This window comes from Faecalibacterium sp. 7 (genome assembly GCF_049562865.1).
Taxonomy (GTDB): domain Bacteria; phylum Bacillota; class Clostridia; order Oscillospirales; family Ruminococcaceae; genus Faecalibacterium; species Faecalibacterium wellingii.
Window position 1 is genome coordinate 1,000,003 of sequence record NZ_CP186911.1, and the last position, 21,522, is coordinate 1,021,524.

The 21,522-nt window shown below is 57.0% G+C and carries 16 protein-coding genes, 2 tRNA genes and 1 pseudogene; 13 read left to right on the plus strand and 6 right to left on the minus strand.

Translation table 11 applies throughout. The features are described from left to right. Window positions 1–113: 113 nt before the first annotated feature. Together ACKXF7_RS04930 and pckA are read right to left on the minus strand one after the other, a co-directional pair. Window positions 114–776, minus strand: a complete 663-nt coding sequence (locus ACKXF7_RS04930; RefSeq protein WP_339395975.1) for a helix-turn-helix domain-containing protein — start codon at window positions 774–776, stop codon at window positions 114–116. 155 nt (window positions 777–931) lie between these two features. Further along, on the minus strand, window positions 932–2,536 hold the full coding sequence (gene pckA / locus ACKXF7_RS04935; protein ID WP_423742307.1) for a phosphoenolpyruvate carboxykinase (ATP): 1,605 nt from the start codon (window positions 2,534–2,536) through the stop codon (window positions 932–934). Window positions 2,537–3,059: 523 nt separating this feature from the next. Here pckA and ACKXF7_RS04940 point away from each other — a divergent pair. The 5 genes from ACKXF7_RS04940 to ACKXF7_RS04960 all read left to right on the plus strand — a co-directional run bounded on the left by ACKXF7_RS04940 (window position 3,060) and on the right by ACKXF7_RS04960 (window position 6,271). Beyond that, window positions 3,060–3,692: a hypothetical protein gene (locus tag ACKXF7_RS04940; RefSeq protein WP_423742308.1), complete on the plus strand. Its 633-nt coding sequence runs from the start codon at window positions 3,060–3,062 to the stop codon at window positions 3,690–3,692. 87 nt (window positions 3,693–3,779) lie between these two features. Then, window positions 3,780–3,854 (plus strand) — tRNA-Glu (locus ACKXF7_RS04945). 41 nt (window positions 3,855–3,895) lie between these two features. Then, a tRNA-Asn gene (locus ACKXF7_RS04950) sits at window positions 3,896–3,972 on the plus strand. A 320-nt stretch (window positions 3,973–4,292) separates the two neighbouring features. Further along, window positions 4,293–5,354 (plus strand): tryptophan--tRNA ligase, encoded by a 1,062-nt coding sequence (gene trpS, locus ACKXF7_RS04955; protein ID WP_120121009.1) that lies wholly within the window; start codon window positions 4,293–4,295, stop codon window positions 5,352–5,354. A gap of 155 nt (window positions 5,355–5,509) precedes the next feature. Next, window positions 5,510–6,271, plus strand: coding sequence for an SDR family NAD(P)-dependent oxidoreductase (locus ACKXF7_RS04960; protein WP_418265125.1), 762 nt, complete (start codon window positions 5,510–5,512; stop codon window positions 6,269–6,271). A 50-nt stretch (window positions 6,272–6,321) separates the two neighbouring features. Here the strand turns inward: ACKXF7_RS04960 and ACKXF7_RS04965 are convergent, their stop codons facing one another. Further along, the gene (locus ACKXF7_RS04965; protein WP_339395979.1) at window positions 6,322–7,074 is read right to left on the minus strand and encodes an Ig-like domain-containing protein; all 753 of its coding nucleotides are present in this window, start codon (window positions 7,072–7,074) and stop codon (window positions 6,322–6,324) included. Between the two features lie 389 nt (window positions 7,075–7,463). Between ACKXF7_RS04965 and ACKXF7_RS04970 the strand changes: the two are divergent. The 7 genes and pseudogenes from ACKXF7_RS04970 (at window position 7,464) to thrS (ending at window position 15,710) form a co-directional block, all read left to right on the plus strand. Beyond that, window positions 7,464–8,272, plus strand: a pseudogene (locus ACKXF7_RS04970) (gluconate 5-dehydrogenase). Window positions 8,273–8,372: 100 nt separating this feature from the next. Beyond that, window positions 8,373–8,717, plus strand: coding sequence for a cupin domain-containing protein (locus ACKXF7_RS04975; protein ID WP_423742309.1), 345 nt, complete (start codon window positions 8,373–8,375; stop codon window positions 8,715–8,717). 45 nt (window positions 8,718–8,762) lie between these two features. Continuing rightward, window positions 8,763–9,398 carry an RpiB/LacA/LacB family sugar-phosphate isomerase gene (locus ACKXF7_RS04980; RefSeq protein ID WP_097781014.1) on the plus strand — a complete coding sequence of 212 codons (636 nt, stop codon included), beginning with the start codon at window positions 8,763–8,765 and terminating at the stop codon, window positions 9,396–9,398. 12 nt (window positions 9,399–9,410) lie between these two features. Further along, window positions 9,411–9,818, plus strand: coding sequence for a DUF1622 domain-containing protein (locus ACKXF7_RS04985; RefSeq protein WP_249237575.1), 408 nt, complete (start codon window positions 9,411–9,413; stop codon window positions 9,816–9,818). Between the two features lie 321 nt (window positions 9,819–10,139). Next, on the plus strand, window positions 10,140–11,885 hold the full coding sequence (locus tag ACKXF7_RS04990; protein ID WP_423742310.1) for an ammonium transporter: 1,746 nt from the start codon (window positions 10,140–10,142) through the stop codon (window positions 11,883–11,885). A 406-nt stretch (window positions 11,886–12,291) separates the two neighbouring features. After that, a complete protein-coding gene (locus ACKXF7_RS04995) occupies window positions 12,292–13,560 on the plus strand; it encodes a chloride channel protein (protein WP_423742311.1) in 1,269 nt (422 codons plus the stop codon). Between the two features lie 365 nt (window positions 13,561–13,925). Next, a complete protein-coding gene (gene thrS, locus ACKXF7_RS05000; protein ID WP_154260922.1) occupies window positions 13,926–15,710 on the plus strand; it encodes a threonine--tRNA ligase in 1,785 nt (594 codons plus the stop codon). Between the two features lie 511 nt (window positions 15,711–16,221). Here the strand turns inward: thrS and ACKXF7_RS05005 are convergent. Both ACKXF7_RS05005 and ACKXF7_RS05010 read right to left on the minus strand, forming a co-directional pair. Continuing rightward, complete coding sequence (locus tag ACKXF7_RS05005) at window positions 16,222–16,743, minus strand: hypothetical protein (protein ID WP_423742312.1); 522 nt, start codon at window positions 16,741–16,743, stop codon at window positions 16,222–16,224. Then, window positions 16,740–17,114, minus strand: coding sequence for a hypothetical protein (locus ACKXF7_RS05010; protein ID WP_423742313.1), 375 nt, complete (start codon window positions 17,112–17,114; stop codon window positions 16,740–16,742). Before ACKXF7_RS05010 ends, ACKXF7_RS05005 begins: the two co-directional genes overlap by 4 nt. Window positions 17,115–17,453: 339 nt before the next feature. Between ACKXF7_RS05010 and ACKXF7_RS05015 the strand changes: the two genes are divergently transcribed. After that, window positions 17,454–18,374, plus strand: coding sequence for a nucleotidyltransferase family protein (locus ACKXF7_RS05015; RefSeq protein WP_423742314.1), 921 nt, complete (start codon window positions 17,454–17,456; stop codon window positions 18,372–18,374). Between the two features lie 310 nt (window positions 18,375–18,684). On the opposite strand, the gene ACKXF7_RS05020 is transcribed toward ACKXF7_RS05015, so the two are convergent. Beyond that, the gene (locus ACKXF7_RS05020; protein ID WP_423742315.1) at window positions 18,685–21,390 is read right to left on the minus strand and encodes an EAL domain-containing protein; all 2,706 of its coding nucleotides are present in this window, start codon (window positions 21,388–21,390) and stop codon (window positions 18,685–18,687) included. Window positions 21,391–21,522: the final 132 nt, after the last annotated feature.

Sequence of the window (21,522 nt, forward strand, 5' to 3'; positions counted from 1 at the left end):
CTGTGCTCTGGGCATCAATATCGGAAAAATATTTTTAGATAGTGCAAACCGGCAAAGCCTGCGGGCTTTGCCGGTTTGCTTTTCACGGATGAGGTCGCAGAGGAAAACTGCATTTAATTCAAAAGGATCAGCCATGCTTCGCAGCATGGAAGCAGAAATCCAAAACAGAAAAAGAACAGAAGATCCAGCACGAGCCGCATCAGACGGGTAAGCGGCGTGCCGAAAGACATGGCATGAATGATAAAAAGATTCACCTCACCCCAGCGCCGGTAGTAACCGGTTTGCTCAAAATTGTTCCAGAGCTCAAGAGATAGAAATTCAAATCCGGCAAACAATGGAAAAATGACCAGGGAGGACATCCAGCCGTCGGCCTGAAGCGAACCATCGCTGAGAGTCCGCCAGTGCACAGCTAATCTGCCTGGACAGGCAAAAATTCCCCACAGGGCAAGTGCAATGCTTAATGCAAGAAGAGCAGTACGCACAGAATGCCAGTCTACAGTGTGCTGGCGGCGCAGCATGGTGAAAAAATCTTCCAGAGGAACGGGAGGAGTGTTATCTTTTTGACGGGAGTCATGACAGTGCATCAGGTCAGCGAGGGTCAGGCCCAGCACATCGGCCAGCGGCTCCAGCGTGTTGATGTCTGGCAGCCCGATGCCGCGTTCCCAGCGGCTGACGGCTTTATCCGTAACGTGAAGCTGCTGAGCCAGTTCGTCCTGCGTCATGTTCCGCTCCCGGCGCACTTGTGCAAGGAATGCACCAAATTCTTTTGCATCCATTCTGCTCACATCCTTTTCCACAGGATAACACAGAAATGTGGAAAACACAACCGACGGAACGTTTACCTTCTGGTTTACAAAACAAAAAGGACGTGCTCCCTTGCGGGAACACGTCCTTTTTACTGCTTACATATAAGTATCAGGCAGAGATCAGCTTACAGCTGGGGGCCGGCAGAGACCAGAGCCTTGCCGTGCTCGTTGCCCTCGTACTTCTTGAAGTTCTTGATGAAGCGGCTTGCCAGATCCTTGGCCTTCTCTTCCCACTGGGAAGCGTCAGCGTAGGTGTCGCGAGGATCCAGAATGCCGGTGTCCACGCCGTTCAGCACGGTGGGAACCTCGAAGTCGAAGTAGGGGATCTTCTTGGTGGGCACATTGTTGATGTCGCCGTTCAGGATAGCGTCGATGATGCCGCGGGTATCCTTGATGGAGATGCGCTTGCCGGTGCCGTTCCAGCCGGTGTTGACCAGATAAGCCTTGGCGCCGCTCTTCTGCATCTTCTTGACCAGCTCCTCAGCATACTTGGTGGGGTGCAGCTCCAGGAAGGCCTGGCCGAAGCATGCAGAGAAGGTGGGGGTGGGCTCGGTGATGCCGCGCTCGGTGCCTGCCAGCTTTGCAGTGAAGCCGGACAGGAAGTAGTACTGGGTCTGCTCGGGGCTCAGGATGGAGACCGGGGGCAGAACGCCGAATGCGTCAGCAGACAGGAAGATGACATTCTTTGCAGCGGGTGCAGAAGAAATGGGACGGACGATGTTCTTGATGTGGTTGATGGGGTAGGACACACGGGTGTTCTCGGTAACGCTCTTATCAGCGAAATCGATGTGGCCCTCAGCATCCAGAGTGACGTTCTCCAGCAGAGCGTTGCGCTTGATGGCGTTGTAGATATCGGGCTCGGAGTCCTTATCCAGGTTGATGACCTTTGCGTAGCAGCCGCCCTCGAAGTTGAACACGCCGTTGTCGTCCCAGCCGTGCTCGTCATCGCCGATCAGCAGACGCTTGGAATCGGTGGACAGGGTGGTCTTGCCGGTGCCGGACAGACCGAAGAAGATAGCGGTGTTCTCGCCGTTCAGGTCGGTGTTGGCAGAGCAGTGCATGGAAGCCATGCCCTTCAGCGGCAGGAAGTAGTTCATCATGGAGAACATGCCCTTCTTCATCTCGCCGCCGTACCAGGTGTTCACGATGACCTGCTCCTTGCTGGTGATGTTGAACACAACAGCAGTCTCAGAGTTCAGGCCCAGCTCCTTGTAGTTCTCAACCTTGGCCTTGGATGCGTTGTAGACAACGAAATCGGGCTCAAAGTTCTCCAGCTCCTCAGCGGTGGGCTTGATGAACATGTTGGTGACGAAGTGTGCCTGCCATGCAACTTCCATGACAAAGCGGATGGCCATGCGGGTATCCTTGTTGGCACCGCAGAATGCATCCACCACGTACAGGCGCTTGTTGGACAGCTCCTTCTGAGCAATAGCCTTCACAGCAGCCCATGCTTCCTGAGAAGCGGGGTGGTTGTCGTTCTTGTACTCGTCAGAAGTCCACCACACGGTGTCCTTGGAGTTCTCGTCCATAACGATGAACTTGTCCTTGGGAGAACGGCCGGTGTAGATGCCGGTCATAACGTTCACAGCACCCAGCTCGCTGACCTGGCCCTTTTCGTAGCCTTCCAGACCGGGCTTGGTCTCTTCCTCGAACAGCTGCTCGTAGGAGGGGTTGTACACGATCTCAGTCGTGCCGGTAATGCCATACTTGGTAAGATCCAACTTTGCCATATTCGCTATACCTCTACTTTCGTTTGATCCATACGTCCTGTATAGGGCACAGCGTTTCCCGGCGGGCCGGGCGCTGCGCAGAAGGCTTGCAGTTTGTAAATGCAAATTCTCCTGTTTACCATTATACATAAAAGCCTTGCAAAATCAATAAATAAACCGTACTATTTGCAGAAAAGAAACAAATTTCATTAAGAAATTTAACTGCCTGAAACAATTTCAGGAAACAAAAGCAGGGGGCGAGGCCTGAAAAAATAAGGTGGAACGGCGGGAAAACAATTTTTTGATAAAATTTTGACGAGCCGGGATGCATGGCAGGATGCATAAAAAACCGCGCACAAAAACGGCCCTTCCCGCAAAACGGCGCGGCAGGGAAGAGCGGAACAGGATCCATAGCCCGATTTGTGCAAAATTTACGAGATTTTGACGATTTTTATGGCAAAGAAACTTTGCCTGTGGTATACTGTATCTGACAAAAGGACAGCCCCGCTTTTTCTGTGTGCTGCATATAAAAAGGAAAAAGATCATGAAGACCATCTACATCCTGCTCACCCGGTCGGGTACCCTGCTTTCAAACCTTGTTTACACCGTTACCGGTGCAAATTATACCCACGCTTCGCTGGCTTTTGACGAAGACCTGAGCTGCCTGTACAGCTCTACCCGCAAAAACGGCTATACCATGTTCCCGGCGGGGCCCAGCAGGGAATACCTGAATCGGGGCGTGTTCCGCCTGCGGGAGAACGTGCCCTGCGCGCTGTATGCGCTGGATGTGAGCGATGAAGCCTACATCCGTGCCCGCCGCCGTGCCGAGCACATGATGGCCCACGGCAGCCTTTACCGGTTCAACGTCATCGGCCTTGCGCTCTGCGGGATGCATATCCGCTGGAAGCGCCGCCGGCACTATTTCTGCTCCCAGTTCGTCAGCGAGGTGCTGGAAAAGAGCGGTGCCATGGAGCTGCCCAAGCACAGCACCCTGATGCACCCCAACGACTACACCCGGCTGGAAGAGCTGCGGTGCGTATACAGGGGCACACTGGCCGGTCTGCCGCAGCGTCAGCAGATGGAATTTGACCAGAACGATACGGTGATCGGCGTATATCTGGGGCTGGCGCTGGGCCTTTTCCACACCGGCGCGGCCCGGGTGCGGGCGATTTTTTAAAAAAATGAAATTTTGTGTTGACAAAGCGGCTGCGCTATGCTAAAATAGTCGAGTCGGGAGTGAACGCCCGATGCAAAATGGACGTATGGCCCGTTGGTCAAGCGGTTAAGACAGAGGCCTCTCACGCCTTTAACATCGGTTCGATTCCGGTACGGGTCACCATTTTATAGTAGTAAAACGGTCATGTGCCGTTTTATATAGATGCCTCTTTAGCTCAGTCGGTTAGAGCACCTGACTGTTAATCAGGGTGTCGCCTGTTCGAGTCAGGCAAGAGGCGCCAGCAAAGCGATGGAAGTTTTCCATCGCTTTTTTCTTTTTTCTGCGGCTGCTTTTGTTGACAGGGCAGGCGGGGCGGGATATACTTAAAATAATAAGCGAAACAAGAGGAAACTCCTTCCGTCATTGCCTGCGGCAATGCCACTGCTCCCCTTTTTGTCACTTGCGTGACATCTTCCCCCGGCCGGGGGAAGTCTTTCTCATTGAGGGAGGCTTTGGCAAAACCGGAAACTTTGCCGCACCGCCAAAGGCCCCATCTCCGAGGGGGCTGGCACGGCGTAAGCCGTGACTGGGGGAGTTTGCCCTTTAAAAAAGGAGAACATCATGAAAAAGATCATTCTGACCGGCGACCGTCCCACCGGCCGCCTGCATGTGGGCCACTATGTCGGTTCCCTGAAGGAGCGGGTGCGCCTGCAGAACTCCGGCGAGTACGATGAGATCTACGTTATGATCGCCGATGCACAGGCCCTGACCGACAACGCCGACAACCCGGAAAAGGTGCGCCAGAACATCCTGCAGGTGGCGCTGGATTATCTGGCCTGCGGCATCGACCCCGCCAAGACCCATATTTTCATCCAGTCCATGGTGCCGGAATTGACGGAGCTGAGCTTCTACTATATGAACCTCGTCACCGTGAGCCGCCTGCAGCGCAACCCCACCGTCAAGAGCGAGATCCATATGCGCAACTTTGAGACCAGCATCCCGGTGGGCTTCTTCTGCTACCCCATCAGTCAGGCTGCGGACATCACCGCCTTCCACGCCACCACCGTGCCCGCCGGTGAGGACCAGAAGCCCATGATCGAGCAGTGCTGCGAGATCGTGCGCAAATTCAACGCCGTTTACGGTGATACCCTGACCGAGCCGGAGATCGTGCTGCCCCAGAACGCCGCCTGCCTGCGCCTGCCCGGCACCGACGGCAAGGCCAAGATGAGCAAGAGCCTCGGCAACTGCATCTACCTGTCCGAGGAACCGGAGGACATCAAAAAGAAGGTCATGTCCATGTACACCGACCCCAACCACCTGCGGGTGCAGGACCCCGGCAAGGTGGAGGGCAACCCGGTGTTCATTTATCTGGACGCCTTCTGCCGTCCGGAGCACTTTGCAGAGTTCTGGCCGGAATACCAGAACCTCGACGAGGTGAAGGCGCACTACCAGCGCGGAGGTCTGGGCGACGTGAAGGTGAAAAAGTTCCTGAACAGCGTCATGCAGGCCGAGCTGGAGCCCATCCGCACCCGCCGCAAGGAGTGGGAGCAGCGCCTGCCCGAGGTGGTGGAGATCCTGAAAGAGGGCAGCGCCTACGCGGAAAAGACTGCCGCCGCCACGCTGGCCGAGGTGCGCAAGTCCATGCGCATCGATTACTTCGAGAACGACAACCTGCTGAAATAAAATCTATGAGAGCGTCCGAAACACCGCAGCCGTTTCGGACACTCTTTTCTTTTACATTTTCAAACCGAGAAGGCCTGCCGTACAAAAGCTTCTCATTCGGGGAAGCTGGCAAGGCCGAAAGGCATTGACTGAGAGGGTTCAGAAGGAGAATCAATATGTCAAAGACCGTATGGATCACCGGCGCAAGCTCCGGCATCGGGCAGGAGTTTGCACGCCGCTATGCAAAGCTGGGCTGTCGGCTCATCCTGACCGCCCGCCGCACCGACCGGCTGGAAGCGCTGGCCGCAAAACTGGGCACGCCCTGCCGCATCCTGCCCGCAGACCTTGCCCGGGAAGAGGACTGCCAGCGCCTTTTCAAGGAGCTGGAGGGGGAGACCATTGATATCTTTATCAACAACGCGGGCTTTGGCGTGTGCGGCAGCTATCTGGAGACCGACGACGCCCGGGAAGAGGAAATGATCCGGGTGAATGTGGAAGCCATGGCGCGGCTGTTCCGCTTTGCGGTGCGCAGGATGCACGCGGCAGGCGGCGGCACCATCCTGAACGTGGCATCCTCGGCGGGGCTGCTGCCCGGCGGGCCCTATATGGCGGGCTACTATGCCAGCAAGGCTTATGTGGTCAGCCTGACCCGGGGTGTTGCCCGGGAGCTGCAGGAGCTGCACAGCCCGGTCTATGTGTGTGCGCTCTGCCCGGGGCCGGTGGATACCGAGTTCAACGACCGGGCAGGGGTGGTGTTTGCCCTCCGGGGCATTACGCCGGAGTTCTGCGTACAGGAAGCCATGCACGGCATGATGCACCGCAGGACCATCATCGTGCCTTCGGCCTTTATGCGGGCGTGCACCACGGCGCAGAAGCTGCTGCCCGCCTCCCTGCTGATGCCCATTGTGGCACGGCAGCAGAAAAAGAAGATGGGATGATATAAGGAGACCGGACTGTGGGTTTGCAGTCCGGTCTTTTGCATCTGATATTAAAGCGCGATGCCCAGCAGCAGGAACAGCGCACCCAAAATACCCATGCCGCCCAGCGCGGCCTTGGTGAGCTGGCGGTCCCGCTTTTCATAATCCGCGGCGGCCTGCCCAACGTATACGGCACAGCCTGCGCTGCGGCCCTCCGGGGTACGGACCGTGACTATGGCTTTTCCGTCAGCCACGGCAGTGACGGTGCCGTCGGCGTCCACAACAGCTACAGAAGGGTCAGAGCTTGTCCATTGCAGTGCCACAGCGGAAGGTTCCTGTACAGCCACAGTGGGGATCAGGTCCTGCTGGCTGCCGATGCTGTGCAGCAAAAGAACGTCTGCATCCAGCGTGACTTTGCCAATTTCGGAAGTGACCGTTACGGTGCAGGTCAGCGTTTCTCCCTGCGTGGTGTATGCACTGATGACTGCCTTGCCGGGGGCCAGTGCCGTGACAAGGCCGCTGGCATCCACCGAAGCGACGACCGGGGCGGAACTGCTCCACCGGTAAACGGAACACCCGGCACGGGAGACAGACTTTAGTGCCAGTTGGCGGCGGGGATTGGGATTCTGCCATGTCTGGGTCATCTCCAGTGCGGTCAGTTCCAGCTCGGAACGCTCGGTCACAGGCAGTTCCGGCTGTACTGTAATGATGTAAAGCGAGGATGCTTCGGTCTGGCTGGAAGAGACGGCCCCGGCAGACAAAGGTGCGGACAGCACCAGACAGCTCAGAGCCAGAGAAGCAAAGATGATTGCGTGTTTTTTCATAGCAGGACTCCTTTTTCTTTATGAGAATTATTCTTGATTTTGAGGATACAGGAAAGTCATACTTATGTCAAGAAGAAACAGAGATAAGTCTGCAACTTTGTCAACAAGCCCAAATTTTTCCGACGAAATTGTGCGCACCGCTAATGACTGAAACCGTGTATACAAGATAAAACCGGGATTTTGCGGCTTTGCACGACTTTTCACGAAAAATTTTCCCGGAAAAATAAAAATACAGCAAAGATGCAGAAGAAAATGCCTTGACAGAGCCCAAAAAGAATGTTACCCTGTATACAAGAAGGATGCTAAAACCGAGAGTTCAGCTTTGGGCATCCTGCAAGGCAAGAACGGGGTTTCCCCGCAAAGGAACAATTTGATTGGAGGACTCTATTATGGCACAGTGCACTCCCAAATCTTTTGATCTGACCGGCAAGGTCGCGCTGATCACCGGCGCATCTTATGGCATCGGCATGGCGATTGCAAAGGCAATGGCAGCCAACGGTGCAACCATCGTGTTCAACGACATCAAGCAGGAGCTGGTGGATAAGGGCATCGCTGCTTACACAGAAGCAGGCATCAAGGCTCACGGCTATGTCTGCGACGTTACCGATGAGGACGCCGTCAACGCCATGGTGGCAAAGATCACCGAGGAAGTGGGCCACATCAACATTCTGGTCAACAACGCCGGCATCATCAAGCGCATCCCCATGACCGAAATGAGCGCTGCTCAGTTCCGTCAGGTCATCGATGTTGACCTGAACGCTCCCTTCATCGTGGCAAAGGCCATCATCCCCGACATGATCGCACAGGGCGGCGGCAAGATCATCAACATCTGCTCCATGATGAGCGAGCTGGGCCGTGAGACCGTCTCCGCCTACGCTGCTGCCAAGGGCGGCCTGAAGATGCTCACCAAGAACATCGCTTCTGAGTACGGCGCCTACAACATCCAGTGCAACGGCATCGGACCCGGCTACATCGCTACCCCGCAGACCGCACCTCTGCGCGAGATCCAGCCCGACGGCAGCCGTCATCCCTTCGACCAGTTCATCGTTGCCAAGACCCCCGCAGGCCGCTGGGGCGAGGCAGAGGACTGGGCGGACCCGCTGTCTTCCTGGCTTCCGAGGCTTCTGACTTTGTCAATGGCCTGATCCTGTACGTCGATGGCGGCATTCTGGCCTACATCGGCAAGCAGCCCCAGTAAGCTCTGAGGAGATCCCACAGATCTGAAAAAACGGGGACTGTTGCACAGCGCGTGTGACAGTCCCTTTTTGCATTTGTACGGGAAAGGATGATATGCTATAATGGAGAAAAACCATCAGGACATGCCATGGGTGCCCCACGCCGATATTGCCCCGGAACCCTGCGGTCCCGGGGTACAGCGCCGCGTTCTGGCCTACGGCAGGGACGCCATGTGCGTGGAAAACACCTTTGAGACCGGCGGCGTGGGTGCCATGCACTGCCACCCCCACACCCAGATCACCTATGTGGTGTCGGGCCGCTTCCGCTTTACCATCGGGGACGAGACCCGCGAGGTAGGCCCCGGCGACACCCTGCTCAAGCAGGACGGCGTGATGCACGGCTGCGTCTGTCTGGAAGCCGGCATCCTGCTGGACTTCTTCACTCCCATGCGGGAGGACTTTGTATAACACCTGCACCTGCAGGAGAAGATCATAAAAGGAGAGGAAACTACTATGAAGATCGCACTCATCAACGAGAACAGTCAGGCCGCCAAGAATGGCATCATTGAAGCTGCCCTGAAAAAGGTAGTGGAGCCCATGGGCCACGAGGTGGTCAACTACGGCATGTACGCCGCCGATGACGCCGCACAGCTGACCTATGTGCAGTGCGGCATTCTGGCCGCCATCCTGCTGAACAGCGGCGCTGCCGACTACGTTATCACCGGCTGCGGCACCGGCGAGGGTGCCATGCTGGCCCTGAACAGCTTCCCCGGCGTCATCTGCGGCCATGTGGAGGACCCCGTGGACGCCTACACCTTTGCCCACGTCAACGACGGCAACGCCGTTGCCATGCCGTTTGCCAAGGGCTTCGGCTGGGGCGGTGAACTGAACCTCGAGTACTGCTTCGAGAAGCTGTTCGGCTTCGGCCACGGTCAGGGCTACCCCAAGGAGCGCGTGGAGCCTGAGCAGCGCAACAAGAAGATCCTGGACGGCGTGCGTGCCGCCACCTTCAAGCCGCTGATCGAGTGCCTGAAGAGCATCGATCAGGATCTGCTGAAGGGCGCTGTGGCCGGTGCAAAGTTCAGCGAGCTGTTCTTTGCCTCCTGCAAGGATGAGGAGCTGGCAGCATACGTCAAGACCCTGCTGTAAGGGGATGCCGCTATGGGATGGCTTTATCATCTGAACACCGTTGTCACGGAAGTTCTGGAAGGATTTCTGGTGACGGCGGTGCCCATGATCGCGGGTCTGGCCGAAGTGATCGGACTGTTCATCATCATTACCAGTCTGGCCAAGGCGACCTACCACTATATCCGGACGATATTCTTCAACGATCATCATGATTTCCACCACGAGATGAGCAGCGGCCTGACCACGGCGCTGGAGTTTCTGATGTCGGCGGAGATCGCCAAGACCTTCCTTTTGCAGAATCTGGAGTCGGTGGTGCCGCTGGCCGCCACCTTTGCGCTGCGCGCCATGATGAGCCTGATGCTGCACTGGGAAATGCAGGGCGGACACCGCTCCGGTCACAAAAAAGCAGAAAACGACACAGAAGCGGAAAAGAATGACTAGGGTGCGGCTGAAAACAGAGTTTTGCCAAACTTTTGCCGCATTCCCTTTCTTCGCGTTGTGAAAAACGTAAAACCTTGACATGAGCCCTTGACACTTTTGCACAAAGGGACTATACTCTTGCCATCGAAAGCAAAGGCGCTGACGGAATTGATTCCGCCAGCGCCTTTTGTGTTTTCGGGGATATTGCCGCTCGGGGGAAAATAGAGGGTCTCCTGAGTGCAAATGAAGCGTTCCTACGTGCGATCGGCACGGGGAACACCGCACACGCCAAAAGGTTCTGGTGGCCTTGCGGCATCACATTCGTGGGAGGTATGAAAAGTTATGTTCAGCTCCGTCAACACCTGTTGGACGCTGGTTGCAGCGTTCCTTGTCTACTTCATGCAGGCGGGCTTCGCCTTGTGCGAAGCCGGTTTCACCCGTGCCAAGAACACCGGTAATATTCTGATGAAGAATATGATGGACTTCTGCATCGGCACCCCGTGCTACTGGATCATCGGCTTTGGCCTGATGTTCGGCGGCACCGGCGCACTGATCGGCGGCTTCGACCCGTTCATTCAGGGCGATTACAGCCATCTGGGTCTGGATATCCCGCTGTGGGTCTACATCGTGTTCCAGACCGTGTTCTGCGCAACGGCTGCCACCATCGTCTCCGGCTCCATGGCCGAGCGCACCAACTTCAAGGCTTACTGCGTTTACTCTGCTGCGATCTCGCTGGTGGTCTACCCCATCTGCGGCCACTGGATGTGGGGCGGCGGCTGGCTGCAGAGCATGGGCTTCCATGACTTTGCAGGCTCTGCAGCAGTCCACAACGTGGGCGGCGTCATCGCTCTGCTGGGCGCATGGATGCTGGGTCCCCGCATTGGCAAGTACGACAAGGACGGCAAGCCTCACGCCATTCCCGGCCACAACCTGACCGCCGGTGCTCTGGGCGTGTTCATCCTGTGGTTCTGCTGGTTCGGCTTCAACGGCGGTTCTTCTCTGAGCCTTGCCACCGACGAGGCCATGACCATGACCGGTCTGGTCTGCTTCAACACCAACCTTGCCGCAGCCGTTGCCACCTGTGTGACCATGATCTTCACCTGGCTGCGTTACGGCAAGCCCGATGTCTCCATGACCCTGAACGGTTCTCTGGCCGGTCTGGTGGCGATCACTGCAGGCTGCGATACCGTTTCTCCCTTCGGCGCATTCTTCATCGGCTTTGTGGCCGGCTTGCTCGTTGTTCTGAGCGTTGAGTTCTTCGATAACATCGCCAAGGTGGATGACCCTGTTGGTGCAGTTTCCGTCCACTTTGCAAACGGCGTGTGGGGCACCATTGCGGTGGGCCTGTTCTCTACCGGTGCCAACACCGAGCACGCCGGTCTGTTCTACGGCGGCGGTCTGGCACAGCTGGGCACCCAGCTGCTGGGCCTCGTGACCGTTGACATCTACGTTGTGGTGGTGATGTTCGTCATCTTCAAGCTCATCGATAAGTTCATCGGCCTGCGCGTTCCCGCAGAGGTGGAGATCGACGGTCTGGACATCCACGAGCATGGTCTGGCATCTGCCTACGCCGGCTTCTCCATCTCCGATGCAAACTCTGCTGTCATGGTGCCCAACGAGAACACCGACCTCGGCGAGGACGATGTGACCAAGGCCACCGACAAGCAGATCAGCGCTGCAGTCCCTGTGGTGCGGGAAGCTTCTCCCGTGATCCACGATGGCGTGTACGACACCGGTATGCACAAGGTGTCCATCATTGCAAAGCTCTCCAAGTTCGACCAGCTCAAGACCGCCCTCAACGATCTGGGCGTCACCGGCATGACGGTCACGCAGGTGATGGGCTGCGGCATCCAGAAGGGCACCAGCGAGAAATACCGCGGCGTCCCCGTGGATACCACCCTGCTGCCCAAGATCAAGGTGGAGGTCATCGTCTCCCGCATCAGCGTGGACGCTGTGGTGGAGGCTGCCAAGAAGGCTCTGTACACCGGCCACATCGGCGATGGCAAGATCTTTGTGTATAACGTGACCCGCGTGGTCAAGATCCGCACCGGCGAAGAGGACTTTGCCGCCCTGCAGGATGTGGAGTAAAGCTCCCGGATTCTAACAGCTGTCCCGCTGCGGTGCAGGCGCACCGGCACGACACCGGCCCCTGCGCTGCAGCGTGATGATCGCGTTTGTGTCAGCAGCGAAAGCCCCAGTGGGGCTTTCGGGTGACCAAACGGTCTGCGAAAGCAGATGGAGGGGCCTCGCCCCGACAAACTCCCTTTGTTCTCCTTTTTCCTTTTTCTGATCCGAAATCTTAAACGGCAACCAGATCAAAGGCCCTGCTTCTGCGCACAAAGAAGCAGGGCCTTTGGCATTTGTTTTACCGGGCATGTGAAAGTTGTATAAGACTCTTTGCCGTTCTTTGGTTGACATTGATAGAAAAACATGTTATGTTTTGGCGCATATAGACAAAATCAGATCGAAATTAAGAGAGGTGCGGGGAAGAAACATGTGGAAAATAAAGGAATGGTTCCTGCATTATAAGGAAGCGATCCGGATCTCGCTGCTGGCACTGTTCCGGTGGACGCTTCTGGCTGTGTGCACCGGCGTGCTGTGCGGCGGCATCGGAACGCTGTTCCATCTGGCAGTGGAATGGGTGACCGAGCAGCGCGCAGAGCAGGTCTGGCTGCTATGGCTTCTGCCTGCGGCAGGCATCGCCATCACGGCTTTATATAAGGCGACGGGCTGTGTCGGCAAGGGCACCAACGATGTGCTGCGGGCCGTGCAGGACGGCAGCTCGGTGACGCCGTGGCTGGTCCCGGCCATCTTTCTGGGTACGGTGCTCACCCATCTGTGCGGCGGCTCGGCCGGCCGCGAGGGCGCAGCGCTGCAGATGGGCGGCAGCATCGGCTGGAATATCGGCCGGGTGCTGCACTTCAACAATCATGACTGCCGCACGGCTACCGTGTGCGGCATGGCGGCATTTTTTTCGGCGCTGTTCGGTACGCCGCTGACCGCGACCCTGTTTGCGATGATGGTGGTGGATGTGGGCCTGATGCTGACCGTTGCCTTCGTGCCGGGCTTTCTGGCGGCGCTTATTGCATATGGCATCTCGCTGAAGGCCGGCATTGCGCCCACACGGTTTGTGATGGAAGCGCCGCCGCTGGATGCCCGGACGGTGGTGCGCACCGCCGTGCTGGCCATGTGCTGTGCGGTGGTGGCGGTGATTTTCTGCCAGATGCTGCACTTTTTTGAGCATGAGATCCCCAGACTGCTGCCGAATCCGTGGGTGCGGGCCGCTGCAGGCGGTGCGGCTGTGGTGGCGCTGTCCTACCTGATGGGGGTGGGCCGCTATAACGGTGCCGGCATGGATGTCATTATGGATGCCGTTGAGCTGGAGCAGGCTCTGCCGTGGGACTTTGTGTGCAAAATGGTGCTTACGGTGCTGACCCTGAGTGTGGGCTTCAAGGGCGGCGAAGTGGTGCCGAGCTTTTACATCGGCGCAACGTTTGGCTGCGTGGTGGGGCCGCTGCTGGGGCTCCCGGCGGGCTTTTCTGCTGCAGTGGGTCTGGTGTGCGTGTTCTGCGGGGCGACCAATACGCTGGTGGCTTCCATTGTACTGGCGGCTGAGCTGTTCAGCGGGGCCGGGTTTGAGCTGATGGCGCTGGCCTGCGGCCTGAGCTATATGTTCTCCGGCTATCACAGCCTGTATTCCAGTCAGGGGTTCCGCACCAGCAAGCTTTTTTCGGAATTCCTGCAGCCGAAGGAAGAAAAATGAAGAAAAAATTTCATGGCTGCGTCTCTTGATTTTTTCCGCGGGACGTGCTACAATCAGCGTAGTTTCATCCTGTAAAAGCGATGATGCGGACAAACTGAGTTCCTGTTTCTCCATGACCCAGAGAGGGCTGCCCCGCAAGGGTGCTGCAAGCAGCCTGCCATGTGCCGGAGCTCTACCACCGCAGAGCGCAGAGGAGAACCTCTGCCGGGTGCGCCCGTTACAGCACAGCGAGTGGCACGCAGAGGCGTGCAATTCGGGTGGAACCGTGGAACGTTTCTGACTTTTTCAGGCGCTTCATCCCGTGAGTAAGTGTGCGGGATGAAGCGCTTTTTTGTTTTACTTTATCTGTCAAAGGAGCAAACATTATGAAGATCATCTATAAGGACGGCCATGTGGACGAGTGCCCGCAGGACCAGGAACTGCACGTCATCCGCCACACCGCAGCCCACATCATGGCGCAGGCCATCAAGCGCCTGTATCCGCAGGCTGACTTTGCCTTCGGCCCTGCCACCGAGAACGGCTTCTACTATGATGTCGATCTGGGCGACCAGAAGCTCAGCGACGAGGATCTGGCAAACATCGAGAAAGAGATGCGCAAGATCGTCAAGGAGAACCTGCCCATCAAGCCCTTCATCCTGCCCCGCGCCGAGGCCGTGAAGCTGATGGAAGAGCGCAAGGAGAACTACAAGATCGAGCACATGGCAGATCTGGCCGAGGAGACCGAGTTCAGCTTCTTCCAGCAGGGCGAGTACGTGGATATGTGCATCGGACCCCACCTGACCTACACCAAGGCGCTGAAGGCCTTCAAGATCACCCAGCAGTCCGGCGCATACTGGAAGAACGACAAGGAAAACAAGATGCTCACCCGCATCAATGGCGTGGCCTTCCGCAATCAGGAAGAGCTGGATGCATGGGAGAAGGAGCAGCAGGAGGCCCGTGAGCGCGATCACCGCAAGATCGGCAAGGAAATGGGCCTGTTCATGACCGACGATCTGGTGGGCCGCGGCCTGCCCATGTTCCTGCCCGCAGGCTACACTGTCTGGCAGGAGCTGGAGAACTATATCAAGGAGAAGGAGCGTGCACGCGGCTACCTGCACGTTATGACTCCCTGCATCGGCACTGTGAACCTGTATAAGACCTCCGGTCACTGGGATCACTACCGCGAGAACATGTTCCCCGCCATGGAGATGGAGGGCGAGAGCTATGTTCTGCGCCCGATGAACTGCCCCCATCACATGATGATCTACGCAAACCGTCCCCATTCTTACCGTGACCTGCCCATGCGCATCGGTGAGATCGCCCACGATTTCCGTTACGAGTCCTCCGGCACCCTGAAGGGCATCGAGCGCGGCCGTCACTTCTGCCAGAACGATGCTCACCTGTTCTGCACCCCGGAGCAGATCAAGAGCGAGGTCGCAAACGTGTGCGACCTGATCTTTGAGGTGTACAAGGACTTCAACATTACCGATTACCGCTGCGTGCTGAGCCTGCGTGATCCTGCCGATAAGAAGAAGTACCACGACGATGATGCCATGTGGAACCATGCAGAGCAGGCCCTGCGCGAAGTGCTGACCGAGCTGGGCATCCACTTCACCGAGGAGATCGGCGAGGCTGCCTTCTACGGCCCGAAGCTGGACGTGAACGTCAAGCCCGCCGTGGGTGCCGAGTACACCCTGTCCACCTGCCAGCTGGACTTCTGCCTGCCCGCCAAGTTCCACCTGACCTACGTGGACAAGGACGGCACCGAAAAGACCCCTGTGGTGCTGCACCGCGCCATCCTGGGTTCTCTGGACCGCTTCATGGCTTACCTGATCGAAGAGACCAAGGGCAAGTTCCCCACCTGGCTGGCTCCCACGCAGGTCAAGGTGCTGCCCGTCTCCGAAAAGACGCTGGACTACGCCGAGGGTGTGACCGAAAAGCTGGTGGAAGCCGGTGTCCGTGTTGTGCTGGACGACGACAACCAGAAGATCGGCTACAAGATCCGCGAGGCACAGCAGGTGGACCGTGTGCCCTATATGCTGGTTCTGGGTGCCAAGGAAGCCGAGGCAGGCAACATCTCGGTGCGTGACCGCAAGGGCGAGACCACCACGATGGAGCTGGATGCATTCATCGCAAAGGTGACTGCCGAGATCCGCAACCGCAGCCTGTAAGCAGACACTGCAAAACACAAAGCGCCGCTTTCCCGGCAGGGGAGAGCGGCGCTTTTTTGCATGGAAACAACGAATGTAAGGATCCGTATGGATGCCGCAAACTGAAAAAATAAAAAATACCGCTGCCTTGACTTTTTTGCAAGGATGCATATAATAAGGGTAGAGAAAGTTGATAGAGATTGAGGATTGCATCGGTCTCACACAAAAGTGAACCCCCTCGGAGTTGCCGCTCCAAGGGGGTTCTTGTGCTTACTTGCCCTTGTGGTGACTATCAAGCCACGTGCACAGATAGTTTGCCGTTACCTGCGCTGCGACAGCCACGAGAAAGTTGACTAAAATTGAGTTCATCGGTCCTCACCCCCTTCTGATGCCAGAATGGGAAGGGCAGCGTGACCAGTATAGCACAAAAATCGACAGTGTGCAATTTTTGGCAAATAACAACACATAAACGGGAAGGCCCTGTTCCGATCGGAACGGGGCCTTCGCTTATGTATATACTCCGTAAAGGGAGTTACGCGTTTTCCTTCTGGACGCTCTTGATGGCCAGAGTCTTGGCGGGCTTCATCAGCAGCACGCACACGCCATTGAAGAGGACCGAACCCACGATGAAGGTGATGAAGAACTGGGGCAGGTGGGTGGCCAGAGCGGTGGTGTCGATGCAGGCCACGGTCAGGTAGGCAAAGCCCACATTGTTCAGCACCTTGGGTGCGTAGGGGTGCAGGATGATGAGGATGAACAGCACCACGGCCAGCGGAATGAGGAAGCCGAAGAAGCCGCCCAGCACCGGGGTCAGGGCCGTGATGGAAAGCAGGGCGATCACGGTGAGGATCAGGCCCACAAGACCACCCAGCTCAACGGTGACGAAGCGATCCTTCACATCGCCTTCCAGCGTGAACATCATGATATTGCTCAGGAAGATCAGCCAGCTGTACTCCATGCCGGTCACATGGATGATGGCGTTGGCGATCAGGATCCACGCCAGCAGCATCAGGCGGAAATACAGCAGAAAGCGCTTGGTAACGGCTTCATTCATAATAAAATACCTCTTTCTTGGTTGAATTGGAAAGCAATGCTTTCTCTTTGAGACGCATTTTGACAGGCAAAACCTGCGGTGAATGATACCAGTATACAATATTTACATCGTAAAAACAATACTTTGCAAGCATAAATTGCATATTTTGGAAATTTTAGCTTGCGTAACGAGGAGACGATTGAAAAATGGCTCCGCTTCGCTCTGCCATTATCGGCGGAATGAATTTTATATTTTTGAGTTTGTCGCGGCCTGCGGGCCGCGACAAACTCATTTTCACACAGAGGCCCAAACGGATAGCCGCGATTGGCGGAACCCTCTCTGGCAAAACCTGACGGTTTTGCCAGATTCCCCCTTTTGTCGCTGCGCGACATCTGTTCCTCTCTTTGTCACCTGCAGTGACATTTCTCCCCGGCGCGGGGAGAATCTGTCCCGACCGGGGGAAGTCTTTCCTCTCAGGGGGAGCTTTATCTGTGCTGACCGGAAGATGGCAAAAAGCTCCCCCTTTGGGGGAGCTGGCATCGAGCAAAGCGAGATGACTGAGAGGGTCAGTCACCCGAGAGCTGGCACGGCGCTTTTGATCCGGATCAAGCTGCAAAAATTGATTTCCCTGAGACGGAGCCATTTCAAATTGTTTTTCTGTCCAAAATGGAGTATAATGGAGCCATGAATATTCTGCCGCGGCTGCGGCTCAGATACGGGAGGAACCTTATATGAAAAAACCGGTACTGGTGGTCATGGCGGCTGGCATGGGCAGCCGTTACGGCGGTATGAAGCAGATCGACCCGGTGGGCCCCAATGGTCAGGTCATCGTGGACTATTCCCTTTACGATGCCCGCCGCGCAGGCTTTGAGACGGTGATCTTTGTCATCAAGCATGAGATCGAGGACGCCTTCAAAGCAGCCATCGGCGAGCGGGTGTCCAAGGCAATGCAGGTGAAGTACGCCTTCCAGCAGCTGGACGAGCTGCCCGCAGGCTTTGCCGTCCCGGAGGGCCGTGTCAAGCCCTGGGGCACCTGCCACGCCGTTCTGGCTGCAAAGGACCTCATCGACGGCCCGTTTGCGGTCATCAATGCCGATGATTATTACGGCCCGGAGGCCTTCCGGGTGATGTATGATTACCTGTCCACCCACGAGGACGGCAGCTATTACGACTACTGCATGGTAAGCTACCTGCTCCGGAACACCGTCTCCGAGAACGGCAGCGTGGCCCGCGGCGTGTGTGTGACCGAACCTGACGGAACTCTGCACAGCGTGACCGAGCGCACCCGCATTGAAACGTACGAGAACGGCGTGCACTTTACCGAGGACGGCGGCGAGAGCTGGACCGACCTGCCCGGCGATACCCCGGTGAGCATGAACCTGTGGGGCTTCGGCAAAAGCTTTCTGGATGAGGCCGAGCAGCGCTTTGCAGGCTGGCTGACCGAGAATCTGCCCAAAAACCCGCTCAAGTGCGAGTATTTCCTGCCGCTGGTCGTCACAGAACTCATCGAAGAGGGTAAGGCGAAGATCCAGGTGCTGCGCAGCACCGATAAATGGTACGGCGTCACCTATCGCGAGGACAAGCCGCTGGTGGTGGAGGCCATCGCCCGCAAAACGGCAGAGGGCCAGTACCCGGAAAATCTGTGGGCCTGACCATCTTGACCATTTAGAATGGCCTCCGCGTGCGCTCTGGCCATAATCAGTGGAATTATTATTTTTATTTTGAACTCCAGAAAAATCTGCGGAACGTGTCGGGGCGAGGCCCCGCCATCTTGCTAAAAGCAAGACCGTTCTGCCGCTTGAAAGCCCCACTGGGGCTTTCATTGCTGCACAAACGCGGATTTTTCTGGAGTTCTTTTTCACGGGGAGGGGGTCGAAATTGGCAAATGCTGCTGCCCTGCACAACTTTTCTGTAAAAACAAAAATCGGAAACGACCGCAGTCGTTTCCGATTTTTTTAACGTTTAATCACTTATTTTCGTCTGGGGGGGGGGGGTAAGGGATGCCCCTTCATCCGAGAAGATCCAGAGCGTTTCATCGATATGAGAGCCGCTCCTGGAGTAGGGCGTCACCTTGACGCGGAAGGTGGTGCCGTCGGTCTTTTTATAGGTGTGCTCCACGATGTCGCCGGTCAGGACCTTGCTGCGGATATAGTTGTAGTCCAGCAGGTCTGCCAGACTCTCGCGGTAGGCGGGCTGCACCTGAGTATCACGGTACTGCTGCAGAACGGCGAGGAAAGAGCCGCCGGAGGTGTCCAGAATTTTCTGGAAATAGTCCGGGATGATCACACCGCGCATACGGTCGGTCTTCAGGTCCACAACGAACACGCTCTTGAACTTGGGGGCAAGGACCCGCAGGAAGTGCTCGGCATCCCGCTTTTCGGTCAGGGTCTGCTCCAGCTTCTCATTCAGGCCGCGCAGCTGGCGCTCCTGACCGTTGCGGGCGTAATAGGCCTGCTTGTCCTGCCGCATGGCAGTTTCAGCCTGATTTATGGCGTCGTCCAGCCGGTGCAGGTCATTGGTGTTCTGGATGCCCACCGAGATCTCGTACTCCTTCTCGCGCAGGAAAGCACGCATTCTGTCCACAGCCACCCACACACTGTAGGGGGGCTGGTTCGGGGTGAGGATCACAAATTCGTCACCGCCGATGCGGTAGATGCGGCTGGAAGCAAAGAACTTGCGGGCCGCATTGGCAATGAAGCAGAGCATGGAGTCACCGCTGCGGTGGCCCAGATGATTGTTGATCTCGTGCAGGCCCACCACGTCGATGTAGGTGCACACCATGGAGTCGTATTCGCTGGACTGCAGCGTCCGCAGATCGGTCTCAAAGAGGCTGCGGTTCAGCAGGCCGGTCAGGGTGTCGTGGCTGTAGGAGAAGTCCAGCTCCTCGCTGAGCTGGTCGGCCTGTGCATCCTCACGCACCACCACGGTGGCCCAGGGGTTCTGGGCGCAGCAGTTGCGGCAGGGCAGGAATTCCATGGTGATCCACACGAACTGGCCGGACACGTTTTTGCGGAAGCGGTAGGCCTCTGGCTGCTGGGTGCTGAAAACAGCGGAGCGCAGGGCCTCCAGATCGGTCTGGTCGGTGAACATCTCCGCGTCGTCCGGGTGAATCACCTTGTTCGTCACCATGCGCTCACAGTAAGCGGTAAAACCCTCCTCGGCGTCCGAACCGATACCGGGCAGGCGCGGATCCCGCTTGATGACCCGGTATTCGCCGGTGGAAAGGTTCAGCAGGGAAAGCTCCAGCACATTGTCTGCAAAGATCTGGTAGGCCTGCAGCGCCAGTGCGGTCTGCTCACTGTCGGAGACGGGGACCCGGCGGTCACGGCGCAGCAGGTCGCGGCGCATATCCCAGTAATCCTCGCTGTTGGGCTGGGCCAGCAGGGCCTCGGCGTTCTCCACCGGCATGGGCTTGTAGAAATAATAGCCCTGCGTATACAGGCAGTCGGCGGCCTGCAGCATGGAGACCTGCTCCGGCGTTTCCACGCCCTCGGCGATGATGGGCAGGTTCAGGCGGTGGGCCATATCCACCACCGATTCCACGATCTGCACGCCCTTGCTGCGGTTCTGCTGGTTCATATCGATGAGCTTCATGTCCAGCTTGATGGCGTCCACGTTAGTGTCCTTGAGCATGTTCAGCGAAGAATAGCCGCTGCCGAAGTCGTCCATCATCACAGAGAAGCCCTTGCGGTGCAGGCCCTGAATGGCGTTTTCCACCAGAGAAGTATTTTCGGCCAGCATGGTCTCGGTGATCTCGGCCAGCAGGAGCTTGGGCTCCAGCTGATACTTTTCCACAAGGTCGGAGAAGATCTGCGGCACATCCAGATTGACGATATCCACCACGGAAACGTTCACGGATACCGGCACAAGATTGCTGCCGCTCTCCTGCCACTTGTGCAGGGTCTTGCAGACGGATTCCCAGATGTACTGGTCCAGCTGGGTCACAAGGCCGGTGCTTTCCAGCAGGGGCATGAACTCAGACGGGGGCACGCAGCCGCGGGTGGGGTGGTTCCAGCGCACCAGTGCTTCCATGCCCACGATGGCGCGGGTCATGCTGTTGCACTTGGGCTGCAGAAAGAAGCAGAACTCGTGATTTTTCAGGCCGTGTTCCAGCTCGCTCAGCAGCTGGCGCTGCTCCTTGATCCGGCTGAGCATGGTCGGCGTAAAGCGGTGCACACCGCCCACGGCCGGGCAGGGGTCTACCGACGCAATCTGTGCATAGCTGCACAAGGTCTGTACGTCGGCGTCCGGATGCTCGGCCACAGGGCACACACCAAAAGACAGGAAGGAGGTAACGTCCTGCCTGTGGCTGTTCACGCAGGTCTGCAGCTGGCTGATGATGGCCAGCTGCTGCTCCTTGTCGTCCGGCAGGCAGAGCACAAAATCGTCACTGCCAAAGTAGCCCACCGGAGAACCGGTCACCTTGCTGTGCTCCAGCAGAAGGGCGGCAAGGGACAGCATCAGGTTGCGCGCCTGCGGAGCACCGTACAGCTCGGTATACAGTTTGAAATGCTCGAAATCGATGGCGGCAACACACCAGTTCTCGCCCTTGTGCTGCGCCAGAAACTCCTGCAGCTGCTGCAGGAAGTCGTCTTTGCGAGCGATCCGTGCAAGCGCATCGGGCTGCGGTGCGCTGACATTTTCATTCAACTTTAGTTCTTCGGACATTGTAAATCCCTCGCTGTTAGACGTTTTCGACAAAATATGTCATTCTGTAAGACAGTATAACACGATTTTAAACCTTTGGAAATAGATATTTAAAACTTTATAACAAAAAGAACGGAACGCCGGTCGGGTCCG

Coding starts and splice junctions, on each gene's coding strand:
- ACKXF7_RS04990 (WP_423742310.1), top strand. CDS start 10,140: ATGTTCAGCTCCGTCAACACCTGTTGGACGCTGGTTGCAGCGTTCCTT.
- pckA (WP_423742307.1), bottom strand. CDS start 2,536: ATGGCAAAGTTGGATCTTACCAAGTATGGCATTACCGGCACGACTGAG.
- ACKXF7_RS04930 (WP_339395975.1), bottom strand. CDS start 776: ATGGATGCAAAAGAATTTGGTGCATTCCTTGCACAAGTGCGCCGGGAG.
- ACKXF7_RS04940 (WP_423742308.1), top strand. CDS start 3,060: ATGAAGACCATCTACATCCTGCTCACCCGGTCGGGTACCCTGCTTTCA.
- trpS (WP_120121009.1), top strand. CDS start 4,293: ATGAAAAAGATCATTCTGACCGGCGACCGTCCCACCGGCCGCCTGCAT.
- ACKXF7_RS05020 (WP_423742315.1), bottom strand. CDS start 21,390: ATGTCCGAAGAACTAAAGTTGAATGAAAATGTCAGCGCACCGCAGCCC.
- ACKXF7_RS04975 (WP_423742309.1), top strand. CDS start 8,373: ATGGAGAAAAACCATCAGGACATGCCATGGGTGCCCCACGCCGATATT.
- ACKXF7_RS05005 (WP_423742312.1), bottom strand. CDS start 16,743: ATGAATGAAGCCGTTACCAAGCGCTTTCTGCTGTATTTCCGCCTGATG.
- ACKXF7_RS04965 (WP_339395979.1), bottom strand. CDS start 7,074: ATGAAAAAACACGCAATCATCTTTGCTTCTCTGGCTCTGAGCTGTCTG.
- ACKXF7_RS04960 (WP_418265125.1), top strand. CDS start 5,510: ATGTCAAAGACCGTATGGATCACCGGCGCAAGCTCCGGCATCGGGCAG.
- ACKXF7_RS04985 (WP_249237575.1), top strand. CDS start 9,411: ATGGGATGGCTTTATCATCTGAACACCGTTGTCACGGAAGTTCTGGAA.
- thrS (WP_154260922.1), top strand. CDS start 13,926: ATGAAGATCATCTATAAGGACGGCCATGTGGACGAGTGCCCGCAGGAC.
- ACKXF7_RS05010 (WP_423742313.1), bottom strand. CDS start 17,114: ATGTCGCGCAGCGACAAAAGGGGGAATCTGGCAAAACCGTCAGGTTTT.
- ACKXF7_RS04980 (WP_097781014.1), top strand. CDS start 8,763: ATGAAGATCGCACTCATCAACGAGAACAGTCAGGCCGCCAAGAATGGC.
- ACKXF7_RS05015 (WP_423742314.1), top strand. CDS start 17,454: ATGAAAAAACCGGTACTGGTGGTCATGGCGGCTGGCATGGGCAGCCGT.
- ACKXF7_RS04995 (WP_423742311.1), top strand. CDS start 12,292: ATGTGGAAAATAAAGGAATGGTTCCTGCATTATAAGGAAGCGATCCGG.